This window comes from Pedobacter sp. KBS0701 (assembly GCF_005938645.2).
In the GTDB taxonomy this organism is placed as follows: domain Bacteria; phylum Bacteroidota; class Bacteroidia; order Sphingobacteriales; family Sphingobacteriaceae; genus Pedobacter.
Map to the genome: position 1 here is coordinate 2,365,365 of NZ_CP042171.1, position 15,620 is coordinate 2,380,984.

14 protein-coding genes are annotated in these 15,620 nt (G+C 37.9%); 12 read left to right on the forward strand and 2 right to left on the reverse strand.

Translation table 11 applies throughout. The features are described 5' to 3' along the window. Positions 1–123 precede the first annotated feature (123 nt). The 7 genes from pxpB (at position 124) to FFJ24_RS09315 (ending at position 7,714) form a co-directional block, all read left to right on the forward strand. Positions 124–885, forward strand: coding sequence for a 5-oxoprolinase subunit PxpB (pxpB, locus tag FFJ24_RS09285; protein WP_138821236.1), 762 nt, complete (start codon positions 124–126; stop codon positions 883–885). Beyond that, positions 866–1,879, forward strand: a complete 1,014-nt coding sequence (locus FFJ24_RS09290; protein ID WP_138821237.1) for a biotin-dependent carboxyltransferase family protein — start codon at positions 866–868, stop codon at positions 1,877–1,879. The genes pxpB and FFJ24_RS09290 overlap by 20 nt, the downstream gene beginning before the upstream one ends. Further along, the gene (locus tag FFJ24_RS09295; protein ID WP_138821238.1) at positions 1,860–2,621 is read left to right on the forward strand and encodes a 5-oxoprolinase subunit PxpA; all 762 of its coding nucleotides are present in this window, start codon (positions 1,860–1,862) and stop codon (positions 2,619–2,621) included. The genes FFJ24_RS09290 and FFJ24_RS09295 overlap by 20 nt, the downstream gene beginning before the upstream one ends. Beyond that, a complete protein-coding gene (locus FFJ24_RS09300; RefSeq protein ID WP_138821239.1) occupies positions 2,618–3,802 on the forward strand; it encodes an NRAMP family divalent metal transporter in 1,185 nt (394 codons plus the stop codon). The genes FFJ24_RS09295 and FFJ24_RS09300 overlap by 4 nt, the downstream gene beginning before the upstream one ends. Positions 3,803–3,812: 10 nt before the next feature. Further along, positions 3,813–6,374, forward strand: a complete 2,562-nt coding sequence (locus FFJ24_RS09305; protein WP_138821240.1) for a M1 family aminopeptidase — start codon at positions 3,813–3,815, stop codon at positions 6,372–6,374. A gap of 333 nt (positions 6,375–6,707) precedes the next feature. Continuing rightward, positions 6,708–7,343, forward strand: coding sequence for a SatD family protein (locus FFJ24_RS09310; RefSeq protein ID WP_138821241.1), 636 nt, complete (start codon positions 6,708–6,710; stop codon positions 7,341–7,343). A 104-nt stretch (positions 7,344–7,447) separates the two neighbouring features. Continuing rightward, positions 7,448–7,714, forward strand: a complete 267-nt coding sequence (locus tag FFJ24_RS09315; protein WP_138821242.1) for a hypothetical protein — start codon at positions 7,448–7,450, stop codon at positions 7,712–7,714. Between the two features lie 393 nt (positions 7,715–8,107). Here the strand turns inward: FFJ24_RS09315 and FFJ24_RS26655 are convergent, their stop codons facing one another. Continuing rightward, positions 8,108–8,242, reverse strand: a complete 135-nt coding sequence (locus FFJ24_RS26655) for a hypothetical protein (RefSeq protein ID WP_256377617.1) — start codon at positions 8,240–8,242, stop codon at positions 8,108–8,110. 179 nt (positions 8,243–8,421) lie between these two features. Between FFJ24_RS26655 and FFJ24_RS09320 the strand changes: the two genes are divergently transcribed. From FFJ24_RS09320 to FFJ24_RS09340, 5 genes are read left to right on the forward strand one after another with little or no spacing between them, the layout of a single operon-like run. After that, positions 8,422–9,804 carry a mercuric reductase gene (locus FFJ24_RS09320; RefSeq protein WP_138821243.1) on the forward strand — a complete coding sequence of 461 codons (1,383 nt, stop codon included), beginning with the start codon at positions 8,422–8,424 and terminating at the stop codon, positions 9,802–9,804. Between the two features lies 1 nt (position 9,805). After that, complete coding sequence (locus tag FFJ24_RS09325) at positions 9,806–10,765, forward strand: ABC transporter ATP-binding protein (protein ID WP_138821244.1); 960 nt, start codon at positions 9,806–9,808, stop codon at positions 10,763–10,765. Next, on the forward strand, positions 10,758–12,329 hold the full coding sequence (locus tag FFJ24_RS09330) for an ABC transporter permease/substrate-binding protein (RefSeq protein ID WP_138821245.1): 1,572 nt from the start codon (positions 10,758–10,760) through the stop codon (positions 12,327–12,329). The genes FFJ24_RS09325 and FFJ24_RS09330 overlap by 8 nt, the downstream gene beginning before the upstream one ends. After that, complete coding sequence (gene egtB, locus FFJ24_RS09335; RefSeq protein ID WP_138821246.1) at positions 12,329–13,477, forward strand: ergothioneine biosynthesis protein EgtB; 1,149 nt, start codon at positions 12,329–12,331, stop codon at positions 13,475–13,477. Before FFJ24_RS09330 ends, egtB begins: the two co-directional genes overlap by 1 nt. A gap of 7 nt (positions 13,478–13,484) precedes the next feature. After that, positions 13,485–14,459 (forward strand): L-histidine N(alpha)-methyltransferase, encoded by a 975-nt coding sequence (locus tag FFJ24_RS09340; protein ID WP_138821247.1) that lies wholly within the window; start codon positions 13,485–13,487, stop codon positions 14,457–14,459. Here the strand turns inward: FFJ24_RS09340 and FFJ24_RS09345 are convergent. Then, positions 14,456–15,529 carry an aminotransferase class V-fold PLP-dependent enzyme gene (locus FFJ24_RS09345; protein WP_138821248.1) on the reverse strand — a complete coding sequence of 358 codons (1,074 nt, stop codon included), beginning with the start codon at positions 15,527–15,529 and terminating at the stop codon, positions 14,456–14,458. The two genes, FFJ24_RS09340 and FFJ24_RS09345, sit on opposite strands and share 4 nt — an antisense overlap. Positions 15,530–15,620: the final 91 nt, after the last annotated feature.

Below are 15,620 nucleotides of genomic sequence, written 5' to 3' on the forward strand. Positions count from 1 at the left end.
TTTAGGTATCCTATTATTAAAATCTTTGCTATTTTGATAATATATTTTCATTTTTATAGCGGCAGTTTAGTTGTCAGGCCCGTATGATGAAGAATATTTATTAATAAATCTTACTGTTTTTGTATGAATGAGCAGTTAGGATATTTTGGGACAAAAATCCCCTTAAAAATTTATGGGTTGAGCGAAAAATCGGTTACAATAACATTCGGAACAGCAATTGATAACGATCTATTGAGCCTGATTAACGATTTTAATCAATTGCTTTTGCAAAATCCCTTTTCTGGTTTAATTACCACAGTTCCTGCCTATACTACCTTAACTGTTTTTTTTGATCCCCTATGTGTAATGCTGTCAGATCTTCCTGGAGAGGTTTGTTTCGAAAAGGTATCAGCACATTTAAATAAAATTGCACAAATAGAAAGAGAAAAATCGAATGCAATAGCTAGTCAACTGGTTATTCCGGTGTGTTATGGAGGCGATTTTGGCCCGGATCTTTTAACAGTGACCCGTGCCAGCAACCTTACCAAGACTGAGGTAATCGATATCCATACCGCAGGGCAATATACTATCTTTATGATCGGCTTTGTGCCAGGGTTTGCTTATATGGGCGGAATGGATACCAGATTATCAACTCCTAGAAAAGAGGTTCCTAATGCTAAAATTCCCGCCGGATCTGTAGGTATTGCAGGCAACCAAACCGGTGTTTATCCTATGGAAACACCAGGTGGATGGCAGATTATTGGAAGAACGCCATTAAAGATGTTTGATGTAAACCGGTCACAGCCATCACTTTTAAAAGGAGGTGATCGCATTACTTTTAAAGCTATTAACAGGAGTGAGTTTAATGCCTATGTTGAATATAAGTATGAAAATCAGCATCATTAAGCCGGGTTTATTAAGTACCATACAAGATATGGGACGATATCGGTATCTTTCGCAAGCTGTACCTGTTTCGGGTGCAATGGATGAATTGGCTCACCGTTTAGCCAATAAAGCTGTTGGCAATGATGATAATGATGCGACCATTGAATTTACCTATGCTGATGCTTCATTTAAAGCTGAAACACCAATTCTAATTTCATATTCCGGCGATGGCGCATTTTTAGTTTACAATAATGAGTTAATGCCTGCAGAAAAGCCGCTGTTTTTCTCAAAAGGTTCCGTTATAAAGTTGATGAATAACTCCATTGGGGTGCGTACTTATTTAGCTGTTGCCGGTGGATGGGATGTACCTGATGTAATGGAAAGCAAAAGCACTTACCTTACCGCTGCTTTTGGAGGCTTTAAAGGGAGGGCATTGCAAAAAGCAGATGTTTTAGTTAGTGGTCCCGTACTTAGCGAAATATCAAATAGAATATTGAGTCAATTGATCAAACGATCGTCAACCTATCCAAATTGGCGCATTTCGCGTGAAAGTTTACTGCCGGAGAAGAGGCAAAAGATCAGGGTTATTCTTGCTAATGAGATCAGTTGGTTCGACGCAACATCCATTATTTCGTTTTTAACCAATACCTATACTATTGATTTAAGGAGTAACCGTATGGGCTATCATTTATCTGGAAAGCCTTTGGTAAAGAAGGTTAAAAAAGAATTGCTCAGCACAGCAGTAACTCCGGGGATTATCCAGGTAACGGGGAGTGGCCATTTGGTTATACTCCTGGCCGACTGTCAAACAACAGGTGGTTATCCACGCATTGCCCATGTTGCAGCGGTCGATTTGCCTTTATGTGCCCAGCTAAAACCTGGCGATGAAATTCAGTTTTCTGAAATTTCGAGAGATGAGGCAGAAGGACTTTACCTTGAACGTGAACGTGATTTATCATTGATTACCATGGCGATAAGCCTTAAATATACTAAATATGAAGATGATCGATCTTAATTGTGATATGGGAGAAGCTTATGGAAGTTACCCCATGCCCAATGATGAAAAACTGATGGATTATATTTCATCAGCAAATATTGCCTGCGGTTTCCATGCAGGCGATCCTGCTGTAATGCAGAAAACCGTTGCTTTAGCTATCAAAAAAGGGGTGGCTATTGGAGCACATCCCGGCTTGCCCGATCTACAAGGGTTTGGGCGTAGGGAAATGAAGATTACCGCAAATGAAGCCTATCAGCTCACCTTATATCAAATTGGCGCTTTAAATGCTTTTGTAAAAGCCGCTGGTGGTAAATTACATCATGTTAAACCCCATGGTGCATTGTATAACATGGCTGCAAAAGATCCAGTTTTAGCGAAAGCGATTGTTCAGGCTGTTTACGATTTTGATCCGAATTTAATCTTATATGCCCTAGCAGGAAGCAAGATGATAGTTGAAGCTGAAAAAAACGGACTTGCAACTGCATCAGAAGTTTTTGCCGACCGCAGTTATCAGGATGATGGCTTGCTTACCCCGCGCTCAGCAGATAATGCTATAGTTGCCAATAAAGAAGATGCTGTAAATCAGGTTTTGGGATTTTCTTTAAAGCAGGAAGTAAAAAGTGTAAATGGAAATCGTATTGCAGTGAGGGCGGAAACGGTTTGTTTGCATGGCGATGGCGTACAAGCTGTTGCTTTTGCTAAGCTAATAGCTGAGCGATTAAAAAATGAAGGTATAGTAATTAAAGCCCCGGCAATATGAAGCCAAAACAAAACTGGAGTGTACTTTTAGGTGCAGCTTTTTTAATGGCCTCCTCGGCAATCGGACCGGGATTTTTAACACAAACAGCCGTTTTTACCCAGCAGTTGGGTGCAAGTTTTGCATTTGTAATATTGCTATCGATCATATTAGATGCCATTGCACAGCTGAATGTCTGGCGGATTATTGCCGTTGCCGATAAACCCGCTCAGGATATTGCCAACAAGGTATTCCCGGGTTTAGGTTATTTCATTTCCTTCCTGGTTTTTCTGGGTGGCCTGGCTTTTAATATTGGCAATATTGCAGGTGCAGGTTTAGGTTTAAATGTGCTTTTTGGCATAAGTGTAGGGCAGGGAGCGGTAATCAGCGCCATTATGGCTATTGGGATTTTTATCTATAAAGAAGCAGGTAAGGCCATGGATGTTTTTGCCAAAACCATGGGGTTGATTAAAATTGTACTCGCTTTAATTATAGCTTACACCAGCGCTCCGCCATTGGCAGAAGCAGCATTAAGGGCTGTGAATCCTACACAGTTTAGTTTTACCGCCGTATTAACCATAGTTGGTGGAACTGTTGGTGGTTATATTACTTTTTCCGGCGCCCATCGCTTATTGGATGCCAGAGAAACAGGAATACAGAATTTGAGCGCTGTAAATAAAGGTGCACTAAGTGCCATCGGAATCGCATCAGTGATGCGCTTATTGTTGTTTATTGCTGCCTTGGGGGTAGTGAGTAAAGGTTTTACTTTAGATCCTTCCAACCCGGCAGCATCGGTATTTAAACTGGCCAGTGGAGAAATCGGTTATAAGATTTTTGGTGTAGTGATCTGGGCGGCAGGAATATCTTCGGTAGTAGGTTCGGCTTATACTTCTATCTCGTTTATCAAAAGTTTCCATCCAATCATTTTAAAATTCAACCGGGAAATCATTATTGCCTTTATATCCATTTCCTGCATTATTTTTATCCTGATTGGTAAGCCCGTTAAAATATTACTTGCCGTTGGTGCAATCAACGGTTTTATTTTACCAATTGCCTTGGGGATAATGCTTATTGCAGCATACAGAAAAAAAATAATTGCGAATTACAGGCAGCCTATCTGGTTAACGCTAACTGGCCTGGCTGTGGTAATTACCATGGTTTGGATGAGTTACGGAACCATTTTACAAATGATTAACGGAGAATAAACATTATACAATGAACAGCATCACAAAATATTTTAGCCTTTTCTTTCTTTTAAGCTCTACCTGTTATGCGCAGCAGGCAGGGCAAAAAATAGCAGTTGAGCCAGGGGTTTCTATTGCACTGGCAAATGCCCGAAGTAGCAGCATCAGCAACATTCAGTATCAGCTTCACTTTATCATTCCTGCTGAACAAACAGCTCCAATTTATTCAACAGAAAGTATTGATTTTAAGTTGACTAAATCAAATCATTTACAAATTGACTTTAAGCAAAATGCTGATCATTTGAAATCGATTACTGTTAATGGGAAAGCCATAACCATCGATTTTAAAAACGAGCATATCCTCGTAGATCAAAAGTATTTAAAACCTGGTAACAATCGTATCGAAATTGGTTTTATCGCTGGCAATGAGTCGCTGAACAGGAATAAGGATTTCTTGTATGCACTTTTTGTGCCCGATCATGCCAGAACAGTATTTCCTTGTTTTGATCAGCCCGATTTAAAGGCTAAATTTTTACTTTCGTTAACCGTTCCAACTAACTGGAAAGTAATGGGTAATGCAATTCAGAAAGATTCGATTGTGCAGGATAAAGTTACAACTTACCATTTTAAAAATTCGGATAAATTACCAACTTACTTATTTTCCTTTACGGCTGGAAAATATACTTACCTGAATAAGAAAATGAAAGACCGTGAAATGGAATTTCTTCACCGCGAAACCGATTCTGCCAAAATCAAACTTAGTGTCGATTCTATTTTCATAGCCCACCGCGAGGCCATCGATTTTCTGGAAGACTGGACCGCAATCAAATATCCCTTTCAGAAAATAGGCTTTGTCAGCATTCCTGATTTTCAGTTTGGCGGTATGGAGCACCCTGGTGAAGTGCAATATAAAGCATCATCATTGTTTTTAGATCAGGGTGCAACTAAAGATCAATTCATTTCGCGTTCCAATCTGATTTCTCATGAAACAGCACATATATGGTTTGGCGATCTGGTTACCATGAAATGGTTTAATGATGTTTGGATGAAAGAGGTATTTGCCAATTTTATGGCCGATAAAGTAACCGAAAAGCTGATGGGCAAAAGCACTTTCGACCTTAAGTTTTTACAAGATCACTATCCGGCAGCCTATGGAGTGGATAGAACATTGGGTGCTAATCCCATCCGCCAGCAATTGGATAACTTACAGGAAGCCGGATCGATGTATGGAAATATCATCTACCATAAAGCACCTATCATGATGCGTCAGTTGGAATTGTTAATGGGCAAAGTGAACTTTCAAAAAGGAATCAGGGAATACCTGAAAAAATACGCCTGTAGTAATGCTACATGGAACGATCTGATTGCCATTTTAAGCAAATACACTAAAACTGATTTGTATAGTTGGAACAAAGTTTGGGTAAATGAGGCTGGCAGACCAGCTTTTACTTATGAAATTAAATATGAAGGAGATAAAATTAGTGATTTAAGCCTAAGTCAAACCAGTGAAGTGGGTGGGCAAAGGGTATGGCCGCAATCTTTTTCGTTGAAGCTGGTTTATCCTACATATAGCAAATTTTTGACCGTTAATGCGATGGGAGCAAAAACGATTGTTGCAGAAGCAAGAGGTCTTGCAAAACCTCAATATATCTTATTTAATGCGAACGGGGCAGGCTATGGTCTCTTTCCCGTCGATAAAAGGATGGCGGCTGATGTTTATAATATTGCCGACCCTTTGGAACGAGCATCTGCTTATATCAATACTTATGAAAATATGCTTTCGGGCAAAGGTTTTAAGCCTTATGAACTCCTGGTGATATTGCTTAAAGGAATTACGGTGGAGAAAAACGAAATGAATCTGCGTTTACTTACAGGTTATATGACCAATATTTACTGGACATTCCTGAAGGCAGATAAGCGGGAATTAATTAATGTTTTGATGGAGAAAACCATTTGGAATGCCTTAACAGAAGAGCCTCTTGCAAATAATAAGAAAATACTCTTCAATGCTTACCAGAACATTTACCAAAGCCCTGAAGCAGGAAAACGTTTATATGATATCTGGCTGAAACAATCAGCGCCGGCGGGCGTGAAACTTCAGGAAGATGATTACAGTTCGCTGGCTTTAACTTTAGTGCTTAAAACCGATACGGTTAATACCATCCTGAAAGAACAGTTATCGCGGACAAAAAATGAAGACCGTAAAAACCGGTTAATTTATTTAATGCCTGCATTATCTTTAGATGTTAAGGAAAGGGATCTTTTTTTTAATGGTTTAAAAGACCGGAAAAACAGACAAAAAGAAGCATGGGTAACTACGGCTTTGGCTTATCTGCATCATCCCGTCAGGCAAAAAACCTCAATTCATTACCTGAAAGAGAGCTTAGATTTATTAGTAGAAATACAGAAAACAGGAGATATATTTTTTCCGCAGTCGTGGTTAGCCGCTACCTTCTCTGGTTATAACAGCAAAGAAGCAAATGCAGTTGTTATGGACTTCTTAAAATCACATCCTGCTTACAACCCCAAATTAAAGGATAAAATTTTGCAGACCACCGATAACCTTCGACGGGCACAGAACATCATGCATTAACACCTAATTAAATAAGTTTGTTACATATAGGTTTAAGAAGAATTTATACTTTTGTCGCGAGAGCGTTAATTTAGATTGAAAGGGGTAAACATGAATTTGTTTGCCCTTTTTTTTGAGGAATTAGAATTGCTTGCCATACATTAATCTTCTTTTCTAATATTACGAATCTTTTTTAGATTGGATTTTTTTATTGAATTCTCTTTCCCTTATAATTCCTCTAAAATTACTTTATCAATCAATACTTTTTAAAGCAAATTTAATACTTATTTCATTAATACTGAAATAAATTTAGATATTTCAGTATATTTGATATAGTATTTATATAAAAATAATATGAAAGACTATTTTATATTAATGGCAGATATAGTCGATAGCAGAAGAAGCGATCAGAATAAGCTAATGAGTAACTTTAAAAAAGTAATAAGCGAGACTAATCACGAAAATGAAAAGCTAATGCTATCTCCATTGACAATCACTTTGGGAGACGAATTTCAAGGTATAGTTAATAATGCTAAGGCAGCTGTGAAATTGATGTTTTTTATTGATGAAAAAATTATTGGTCTTAATGCTGGATTTAAATTAAGATTTGTATTGGTTGAAGGAGTAATTGATACACCAATTAATAAAAAAATTGCTTATGAAATGCTCGGTGATGGATTAACTCAAGCCCGTGAAGCATTGACAACACACAAAAACTCTAACGTTAGGTATTGTTTTAATCTTAAAAATGAACCTAAAAGTGAAGCATTAGTAAATAGTATGTTTTTATATCAAAGTATTGTTGATGATTGGAAAGTCAGTAAGGATTATGATCTGATTACCAAATTTATTAAATTAAGGGATTATAAGCTTGTTGCGGAAGAATTGGGAAAAACGCGTTCTCAGATATGGAAAAGAGAAAAAAGTCTTAAAATAGAGGAGTACTTTTCAATTAAATCCGTAATAAATTACATATCAGAATTACCATGATCTTAATTTTAACTATAGCCATACTTATAATAGTATGCGAGCTCATTCTTGCTTTTTTGTTTTCGCTAATTGCCCAGCAGTATTATAAAAAGTCAGAAATAGATATGAAATCCATTAGTAAAGGATCCATTGAACGTCTCTTTCTGACAATTTTTATGTTTAATGGTATTCCTCATGCATTAACTTTTTTTAGCGCATTGAAGCTGGCAACGAGGTTAAAACATGATGATAAAACAGGGGAGACAGAAAAGTTTAATAGTTATTATTTAATTGGTAATATGGTTTCTGTAACAGTTTCTCTATTTTACGTCTATATCTGGAATCATGCAGCAGATATTGAAAATGGGTTAGATCATTTCTTAAATAAATAAGTAATTGGAAAAATTAAATTAATTTGTTTTTACTAATTCAATTAACTAAAGTGGTCATTTTTCTTATCTAAACTATTCAAATTTTCATTTGATATTATCCAAAATATTGGTACGCTTTTAAGGATCCTAATTGCTTATAAAAGATTGCCTAAAGGCTGTTAAAACCCTTTAGTAAACCAACTAAAATCTTTTTCAAAGGAAAGACACAAACATTAATTTGTCTGCTCTTCTCTTTTTTAATCTCATTTGGATGCTTTTTACACGATCGAATTGGAAGTTACCGTCATCTCGACGGAAACGCAGTGGAATGGAGAGATCTATCTAGACAGATTTCGCGACTGCGTTGCACTCCGCTCAAAATGACGACACGTGGGAGGTAATTGAGGAACGGTACTAATTAAAAGACTCAGTTTGGTTATTCAAATCATCCAATAAACTGGTTAAAACCATTTCTCTCTTATCTTCAATAGAAGTATCATCCTGAATAAAAACGGTAAGGTTTGTATTTTCTGTTGTTTGAGTTTGCATGAATTAGGGATTTATGTTTGTCAATTTAATATCTACAATTATTCAACGTAGATTTTTGAATATAGTTTGTAACTTTTTTATTTAAAATTTAATAATATTCCAGTTAAAGAATAAATTATTCCTGGTCAAACATTGATCTGCTTATTCAGGTTATTATTACAACAAAACAAATCCTATCCATGAAACATTACGACGCGATAATTATCGGAGCGGGGCAGGCGGGCACACCATTAGCCAAAAAAATTGCCGAAGCGGGCAAAAAGACAGCTATTATCGAAAAAAGATTGGTTGGCGGCACCTGTATAAACGATGGCTGTACCCCAACAAAAGCCATGGTTGCTTCTGCCAGGGCCATCTATCAGGCTAAAAAGGCATCAGCATTAGGTGTTGAGATTGGATCGGTCAAAATTGATTTCAAGAAAATAAAACAGCGTAAAGATGATATTGTAGAACAGTTTAGAGCATCATCAGAAAAGGGAATAAATCATACCAAAGGACTCCGGCTCATTTTCGGATCGGCAAAATTCAGCGCTGAAAAAGAATTAACCATTACCCTTAACGATGGTGGTGAAGAAAAAGTAACTGCTGATTTGATTTTTATCAATACCGGAGCAAAAACTGCCATACCAGATATAGAAGGAATGGATCAGATTGATTATCTTACATCGACAACAATTTTAGATATAGAAACGGTTCCAGAGCATTTGGTGGTTATTGGTGGCAATTATATTGGGCTGGAGTTTGGGCAAATGTTTAACCGTTTTGGTAGTAACATAACCATTTTGGAAAAATCATCAGCCATATTAGCTAAAGAAGACCAGGATATTTCGTCGGCCCTTAAGGAAATCTTAACCGATGAAAAGATCGAAATTATTACGGATGTGAAGATTGATAAAATCAGTCAGGATAAAAAACAACTTCATCTTTCAATCCAATCAGGTAAGACAAAGAAGAAAATTACGGCAAGTCATGTATTAATCGCAGCCGGACGCATACCACAAACCGCTGATTTAGGCCTCGAAAATTGTGGAGTAAAACTCGATGACAAAGGCTATGTGCTTGTAAATGAAAAGCTGGAAACCAATATTAAAGGAATTTATGCATTGGGTGATGTAAAAGGTGGTCCTGCCTTTACCCATATTGCCTATAATGACTATACCATTGTTTACCGTAACCTGATTGAAGGGACAAAATATTCTATTCAGGACCGCCCCATGCCATATTGCATGTTTACCGACCCTCAACTGGGACGGATAGGTATTTCAGAAAAAGAGGCAAAAGAGAAGAAATTGAATTATAAAGTTGCCGTTCTGCCAATGTCGAATGTTGCGCGCGGTATCGAAACAAACGAAACATTGGGGCTTATGAAAGCAATTGTAGATGCCGACAGCAAAAAGATACTAGGTGCTGCTATCCTGGCTTCAGAAGGCGGAGAAATTATGTCTGTTCTGCAAATGGCAATGGAGGGTGGTATTACTTACGACAGGATCAGGTATTGTGTTTTTGCGCACCCTACCTATACCGAATCGCTGAATAACTTATTTATGAAACTCGAGAAATAATATGATCGAATTAAAAGGGATAAGCAAGAAATTTGGAGATATTGACGCTGTAAAGCAAGTCTCTTTTAGTGTGGCCGAAAAGGAAACGTTGGTATTGTTGGGTACCAGTGGCTGCGGTAAGACCACTACTTTAAAAATGATCAACCGCTTAATTGAGCCCGATGGAGGCCAGATTTTTATTAATGATAAAAATATCACCGATCAGGATCCTGATGTATTGCGCAAGGGGATAGGTTATGTGATGCAGAATATTGGTCTTTTTCCGCATTATACCATTGCGGAGAACATTGCGCTTGTACCTAAACTTTTGAAATGGGACAAGGAAAAAATTAAAAGCCGTATTCGGGAGCTGATTCAAAAACTTCATCTACCGGAAAGTACCCTGGCGATGTATCCGCATGAGTTAAGTGGCGGACAGCAGCAGCGTGTAGGACTGGCCCGTGCGTTGGTTACCGATCCATCAGTATTGTTAATGGATGAGCCCTTTGGAGCATTAGATAACGTTACCCGCACCAGTATCCAAAAAGAATTTAAAGCACTTGAAGAGTTGAAAAGAAAAACCATTGTGATGGTAACACACGATGTTCAGGAAGCTTTTGAACTGGCAGACAGGGTCTGCTTAATGGATAAGGGAGAGGTAGTTCAGATCGGAACACCTAAAGAATTATTATATCGGCCAATAAACGATTTCGCACGGAATTTCCTCGCTGGGCAAAGGCTGGCATTAGAGTTTAAAATAATTAATATCAAGGATATTTGGACTTATTTACCTAACGAAACCATTCATGAAGAGGAAAGTAAATCTGCTGATTTAAGTATATGGGAAGCCATGGAATTATTAAGGAATAATGACCGGTCTGAGCTTTTCGTTTCAGGTGCTGATCAGGCAATCAAATCGATCAATTTCGAGCAGTTAACCAAAGGATTTAATCAATACCAAAACGCACAGCTGCATGAATGAGCAACAGCAAACCCTATGGCAGTTTATGTCAGGGCAGTCTGATAAACTGCTCAGTCAAACTTTACAGCATGTAGGTTTAACCTTTATTTCTTTAATCCTGGCTATTGCCATCGGTTTACCCTTAGGTATATTAATTGCCAGAAAGCGAAAACTTTCGGGAACGGTTTTGGGCATTGCAGGTGTGTTGCAAACCATACCAAGTATCGCTTTATTGGGTTTTATGATCCCGGTTTTAGGGATCGGTGCCAAACCGGCTATTGTTGCACTGCTTATTTATGCCTTGTTACCGATTATCCGAAATACTTATACCGGTATTATTGGTATCGATCATCATGTTAAAGAAGCTGCCAGAGCCATGGGGATGAGTAAAGGCCAGATTTTATTAAAAGTAGAATTGCCGCTTGCTATGCCTGTTATTTTAGCTGGTATCCGTACCGCAACAGTAATTAATGTAGGTGTGGCCACTTTAGCCTCATTTATTGCAGCAGGCGGCCTGGGTGAGTTTATTTTTGGCGGTATATCGCTCAATAATACCAATATGATTTTGGCTGGAGCTATTCCTGCTGCGTTATTGGCCATTATACTAGATGCTTTACTTTCCTTGATCCAAAAAATGGATTTTAAAAAGTTAAGGAAAGCATTGTACGTTTTCCCTGTTGTGATTTTGATTTTGGGCGGTTTTTATGCGTTACCAACCGCTTATGGCGCTACATTAACAGCCGGATTTACTCCCGAATTTATGGGCAGGCAGGATGGCGATCTTGGATTAAAATCAACTTATGGTTTAAAAATCCATACCATCGTGATCAGCGATGCGGTGATGTACAAAGCCGCTTTTTCAAAGGAACTGGACGTAATCAGCGGCTATTCTACTGATGGCCGTTTAAAAGCTTTTGACCTGAAAATCTTGAAAGACGATAAGAATATTTTTCCGCCCTATTATGCTGCACCAATTGTTCGTGATGAAGCTTTAAAACAATTCCCCGAATTGGAAGAAGCCCTGAATTTACTCTCCGGGAAAATTACAGATTCGATTATGACCGATCTGAATTATAGAGCAGATCACCTTCATCAGCAGCCGGAGCGGGTGGCGAAGGATTTCCTGATCAGCAATGGCTTGTACAAAGCGCCTAAAAATGGCCATGACGGTACCGTGCGTATAGGTTCGAAGATTTTTGGCGAACAATATATTCTTGCCGAAATGTACAGCATGCTGATTAAAGGAAATACAGATTACGATGTAGCTACTAAAACCGGATTGGGCGGAACGAAAATCTGTTTTGATGCACTCATGAACGACCAGATAGACTTTTACCCCGAGTATACAGGAACAGGTCTTCTCGTTTTGTTGCAGCCAAATCCAAAAATTGCAAAGGAAATGGCGCATGATAAAGAGAAAACGTACAACTATGTAAGTGCTGAATTTGAGAAAAAGTTTAAAATCAAATGGCTCAAACCAATCGGTTTTAACAATTCTTATGCTTTAATGATGCGGCAAAAACAATCAAAAGAACTACATGTTAATAGCATCACAGACCTCAAAAATTATTTAGATAAAAATTAATGACACTGCTAGAAGAATACTTACAGATTCGGAAATATTCCGAGCAGATTTGTGAACCTTTACAAACTGAAGATTATGTGGTGCAGCCTGTTGTAGATGTAAGTCCACCTAAATGGCATTTGGGACATACCACCTGGTTCTTCGAAACCTTTATATTGAAGCCGTTTTCGGGTAACTATCAGACATATAACGATGATTATAATTTCGTGTTTAATAGTTATTATGAAACCGTTGGCAATCGGGTAATCCGTACCGACCGAGGCAATTTAAGCCGCCCAAGCGTAAATGAAATTTACCAATACCGGGCTTATGTGGATGAAGCCATGACAAATTTTTTAACAGCACCCTTAAAAGATGAAGTTAAGGAATTGTTGGTTTTAGGCTTTAACCACGAGCAGCAGCATCAGGAATTGTTATTAACCGATATTAAATATATCCTGGGCAATAATCCATTATTTCCTGTTTACACTAAAGACAAAAAAGAAGTACTAGCAGGTGAAAATGAATCTGGTTTGATCGATATCTCAGCCGGAATTTACGAAATCGGTTATGAAGGAAAGGGTTTTAGCTTTGACAATGAACTGAACAGACATCAAGTTTACCTGCATGATTTTGCCATCAGTAAAACATTAGTCAGCAATGCCGAATTTTTAGAATTTATCAAAGCAGGCGGATATGAAAATTTTAATTATTGGCATGCAGAAGGCTGGGATTGGGTAAAAACCAACCACATCACATCACCCACGTACTGGCACTTAATTGATGAAGAATGGTTTAATTACACTCTGGGCGGACTTTTACCAATTGATCCGAATGCGCCTGTAAGTCATATCAGTTATTACGAAGCTTATGCCTATGCCAGCTGGCGAGGCATGCGTTTGCCTACCGAATTTGAATGGGAAGTGGCGGCAAAAAGCTTTAATTGGGGCGAAAGGTGGGAGTGGACTGAAAGTGCTTACCTCCCTTATCCTGGTTTTAGTAAAGCACCAGGGGCCATTGGTGAATATAACGGCAAATTTATGGTCAATCAAAAAGTACTTCGCGGGGCATCCATAGCTACTCCGCAAAATCATTCACGCATTACTTATCGAAATTTCTTTCATCCGCAATTAAGATGGCAATATACGGGCATACGCCTGGCAAAATAAAATCAACATGAACACCACTACTATTGAAATAACAACCGACAACAAAACGCAATTTCTTCAGGAAACCTTAACAGGACTAAAATCTGAGCCAAAATTTATGCTTTCCAAGTATTTTTATGATGCTATCGGAGACCGCATATTTCAGCAGATTATGGAAATGGAAGAATATTATCTAACCAATGCAGAAATGGAAATTCTCCAGTATCAGTCTGCGCAACTTTCGCAGGCCATATCTGCAGATGGTACTGCCTTCGATCTGATCGAATTGGGTGCCGGTGATGCTACCAAGTCCATTCATCTGTTAAAATCACTGCTGGACGATCAGATGGAATTTAGTTATTTTCCTATTGATATTTCAGCGCATGTAATTTCGGATCTGGAAGAAAATCTGCCTAAAAAACTTCCTTCTTTAGATGTTAAAGGACTCAATGGCGATTATTTTGACATGCTGAAAAAGGCGACTGAACTGTCTGACCGTAGAAAAGTAGTATTGTTTATGGGTGCAAATATTGGTAACATGACAATTGCTGATGCTGAAAGTTTCTGTTTGTCATTAAAGCAATTACTTGCTCCAAATGACCTGTTAATTATCGGTTTCGATCTCAAAAAAAATCCACAACAAATTCTTGCTGCGTACAATGATAAAGAAGGAATTACCAGATCTTTCAACCTCAATCTGCTACAACGCATCAATAAAGAACTCGATGGTGATTTTAAAATTGATCAATTTGAACATTACGCGAGTTACGATCCGGCATCAGGTGCCTGTAAAAGTTACCTCATCAGTTTAAAAAACCAGATCGTAAATATTGGTGAACATGCCATTCATTTCGTCGAAAATGAACATATTTTTATGGAAATCTCACAAAAATATTCCTTAGGCGATATTGATCAATTGGCAGCGAAAACAGGCTTTAAACCGCTTCAACGTTTTTTTGATCATAATCAATATTTTGTAGATGCCATTTGGAGGGTAGATTAGTTTTTGCCATCCAAAACTTGTAATAAGTGGTTTAAATCTTCTTTCGTATTATAAAAATGAAAGGAAATCCTTGTGCCTGATCCTCTTGGTGAGCAGAGTATTTTGGCAGTAACAAGTTTATCTACTGTTTTTTGATCCAGCGGCATACTCATAATTGTCGATTGATACTTTCTTTCGAGCATCCAGTCCGGCACTAATCCTCTTGAATTTAATTCTAATCTTGCCTGATTACTGAGCATTTGCGTGTTTTTTTCAATCCAATCGAAACCAAATGAACCAAGATAATTTAAACTCTCGTTTAACGTGCCGAAGTTTAAGGTATCCAGATGCCCGGGTTCGAAAGACATGGATAAATGATCTTTGCCTTTTAAAAATGGCGCAGTAGGCAGGTTGGCTAATTTATTTTTTGCGTATATCGCATCTTTCATCTGATCGGAAAGAAAGGCATATCCGTTTCCATATCCAGCTAAAAGCCACTTGTAGCCACTACCAATTAATGCATCTAAGCCCGATTTTTCAAAATTAAAGACAGTAGTCCCTAAGAACTGAGTTCCATCTCCAACTAATAACAGATCAGGGTAGCTTGTTTTTAATTTCCGGATAAAATCCTCATCCATTCTGAGGCCACTAATGTATTGTACCATACTAAAAGCCAGTATGGTAGGTCTAAATTTTTCGATGGCATTGATGATGTTTTCTTCTAGTTTTTCGTCGATTGGTATACTATGATAATCAAAACCCATGCTCATTACTGGGTAACTTACCGATGGGTATTCTTCTTCTAAAAGCAAAAAACGATGACTTTTATCCATTCCGCTCAATAAAATATTGAAGCCCACCGAAAAATTCTGAACGAAATAGGTTTTCTCTGATTTTGAATTGAAAAGTTTAGCAATGTTATTTCTGAGGTCAGTAATAATGGGCAGATTCTCCATCCTGAAAATGCTCCCACCTGCCATAAATTCCAGGTCATGTTTAGTTCTCCATTCAGCCAAATTAGTCGATAAAATGCCCGAATTGGCAGTATTGAGGTAAGTGTATTCTTTGAGGATCGGAAAAGATAGGTTCATAATCAAAATTAAAAGAATTATGCATTAAAAAATAAATGCTGCCCCCAAAATTGATTTTTATACAAACCTATGAGAATTATGTTTGTTAGGT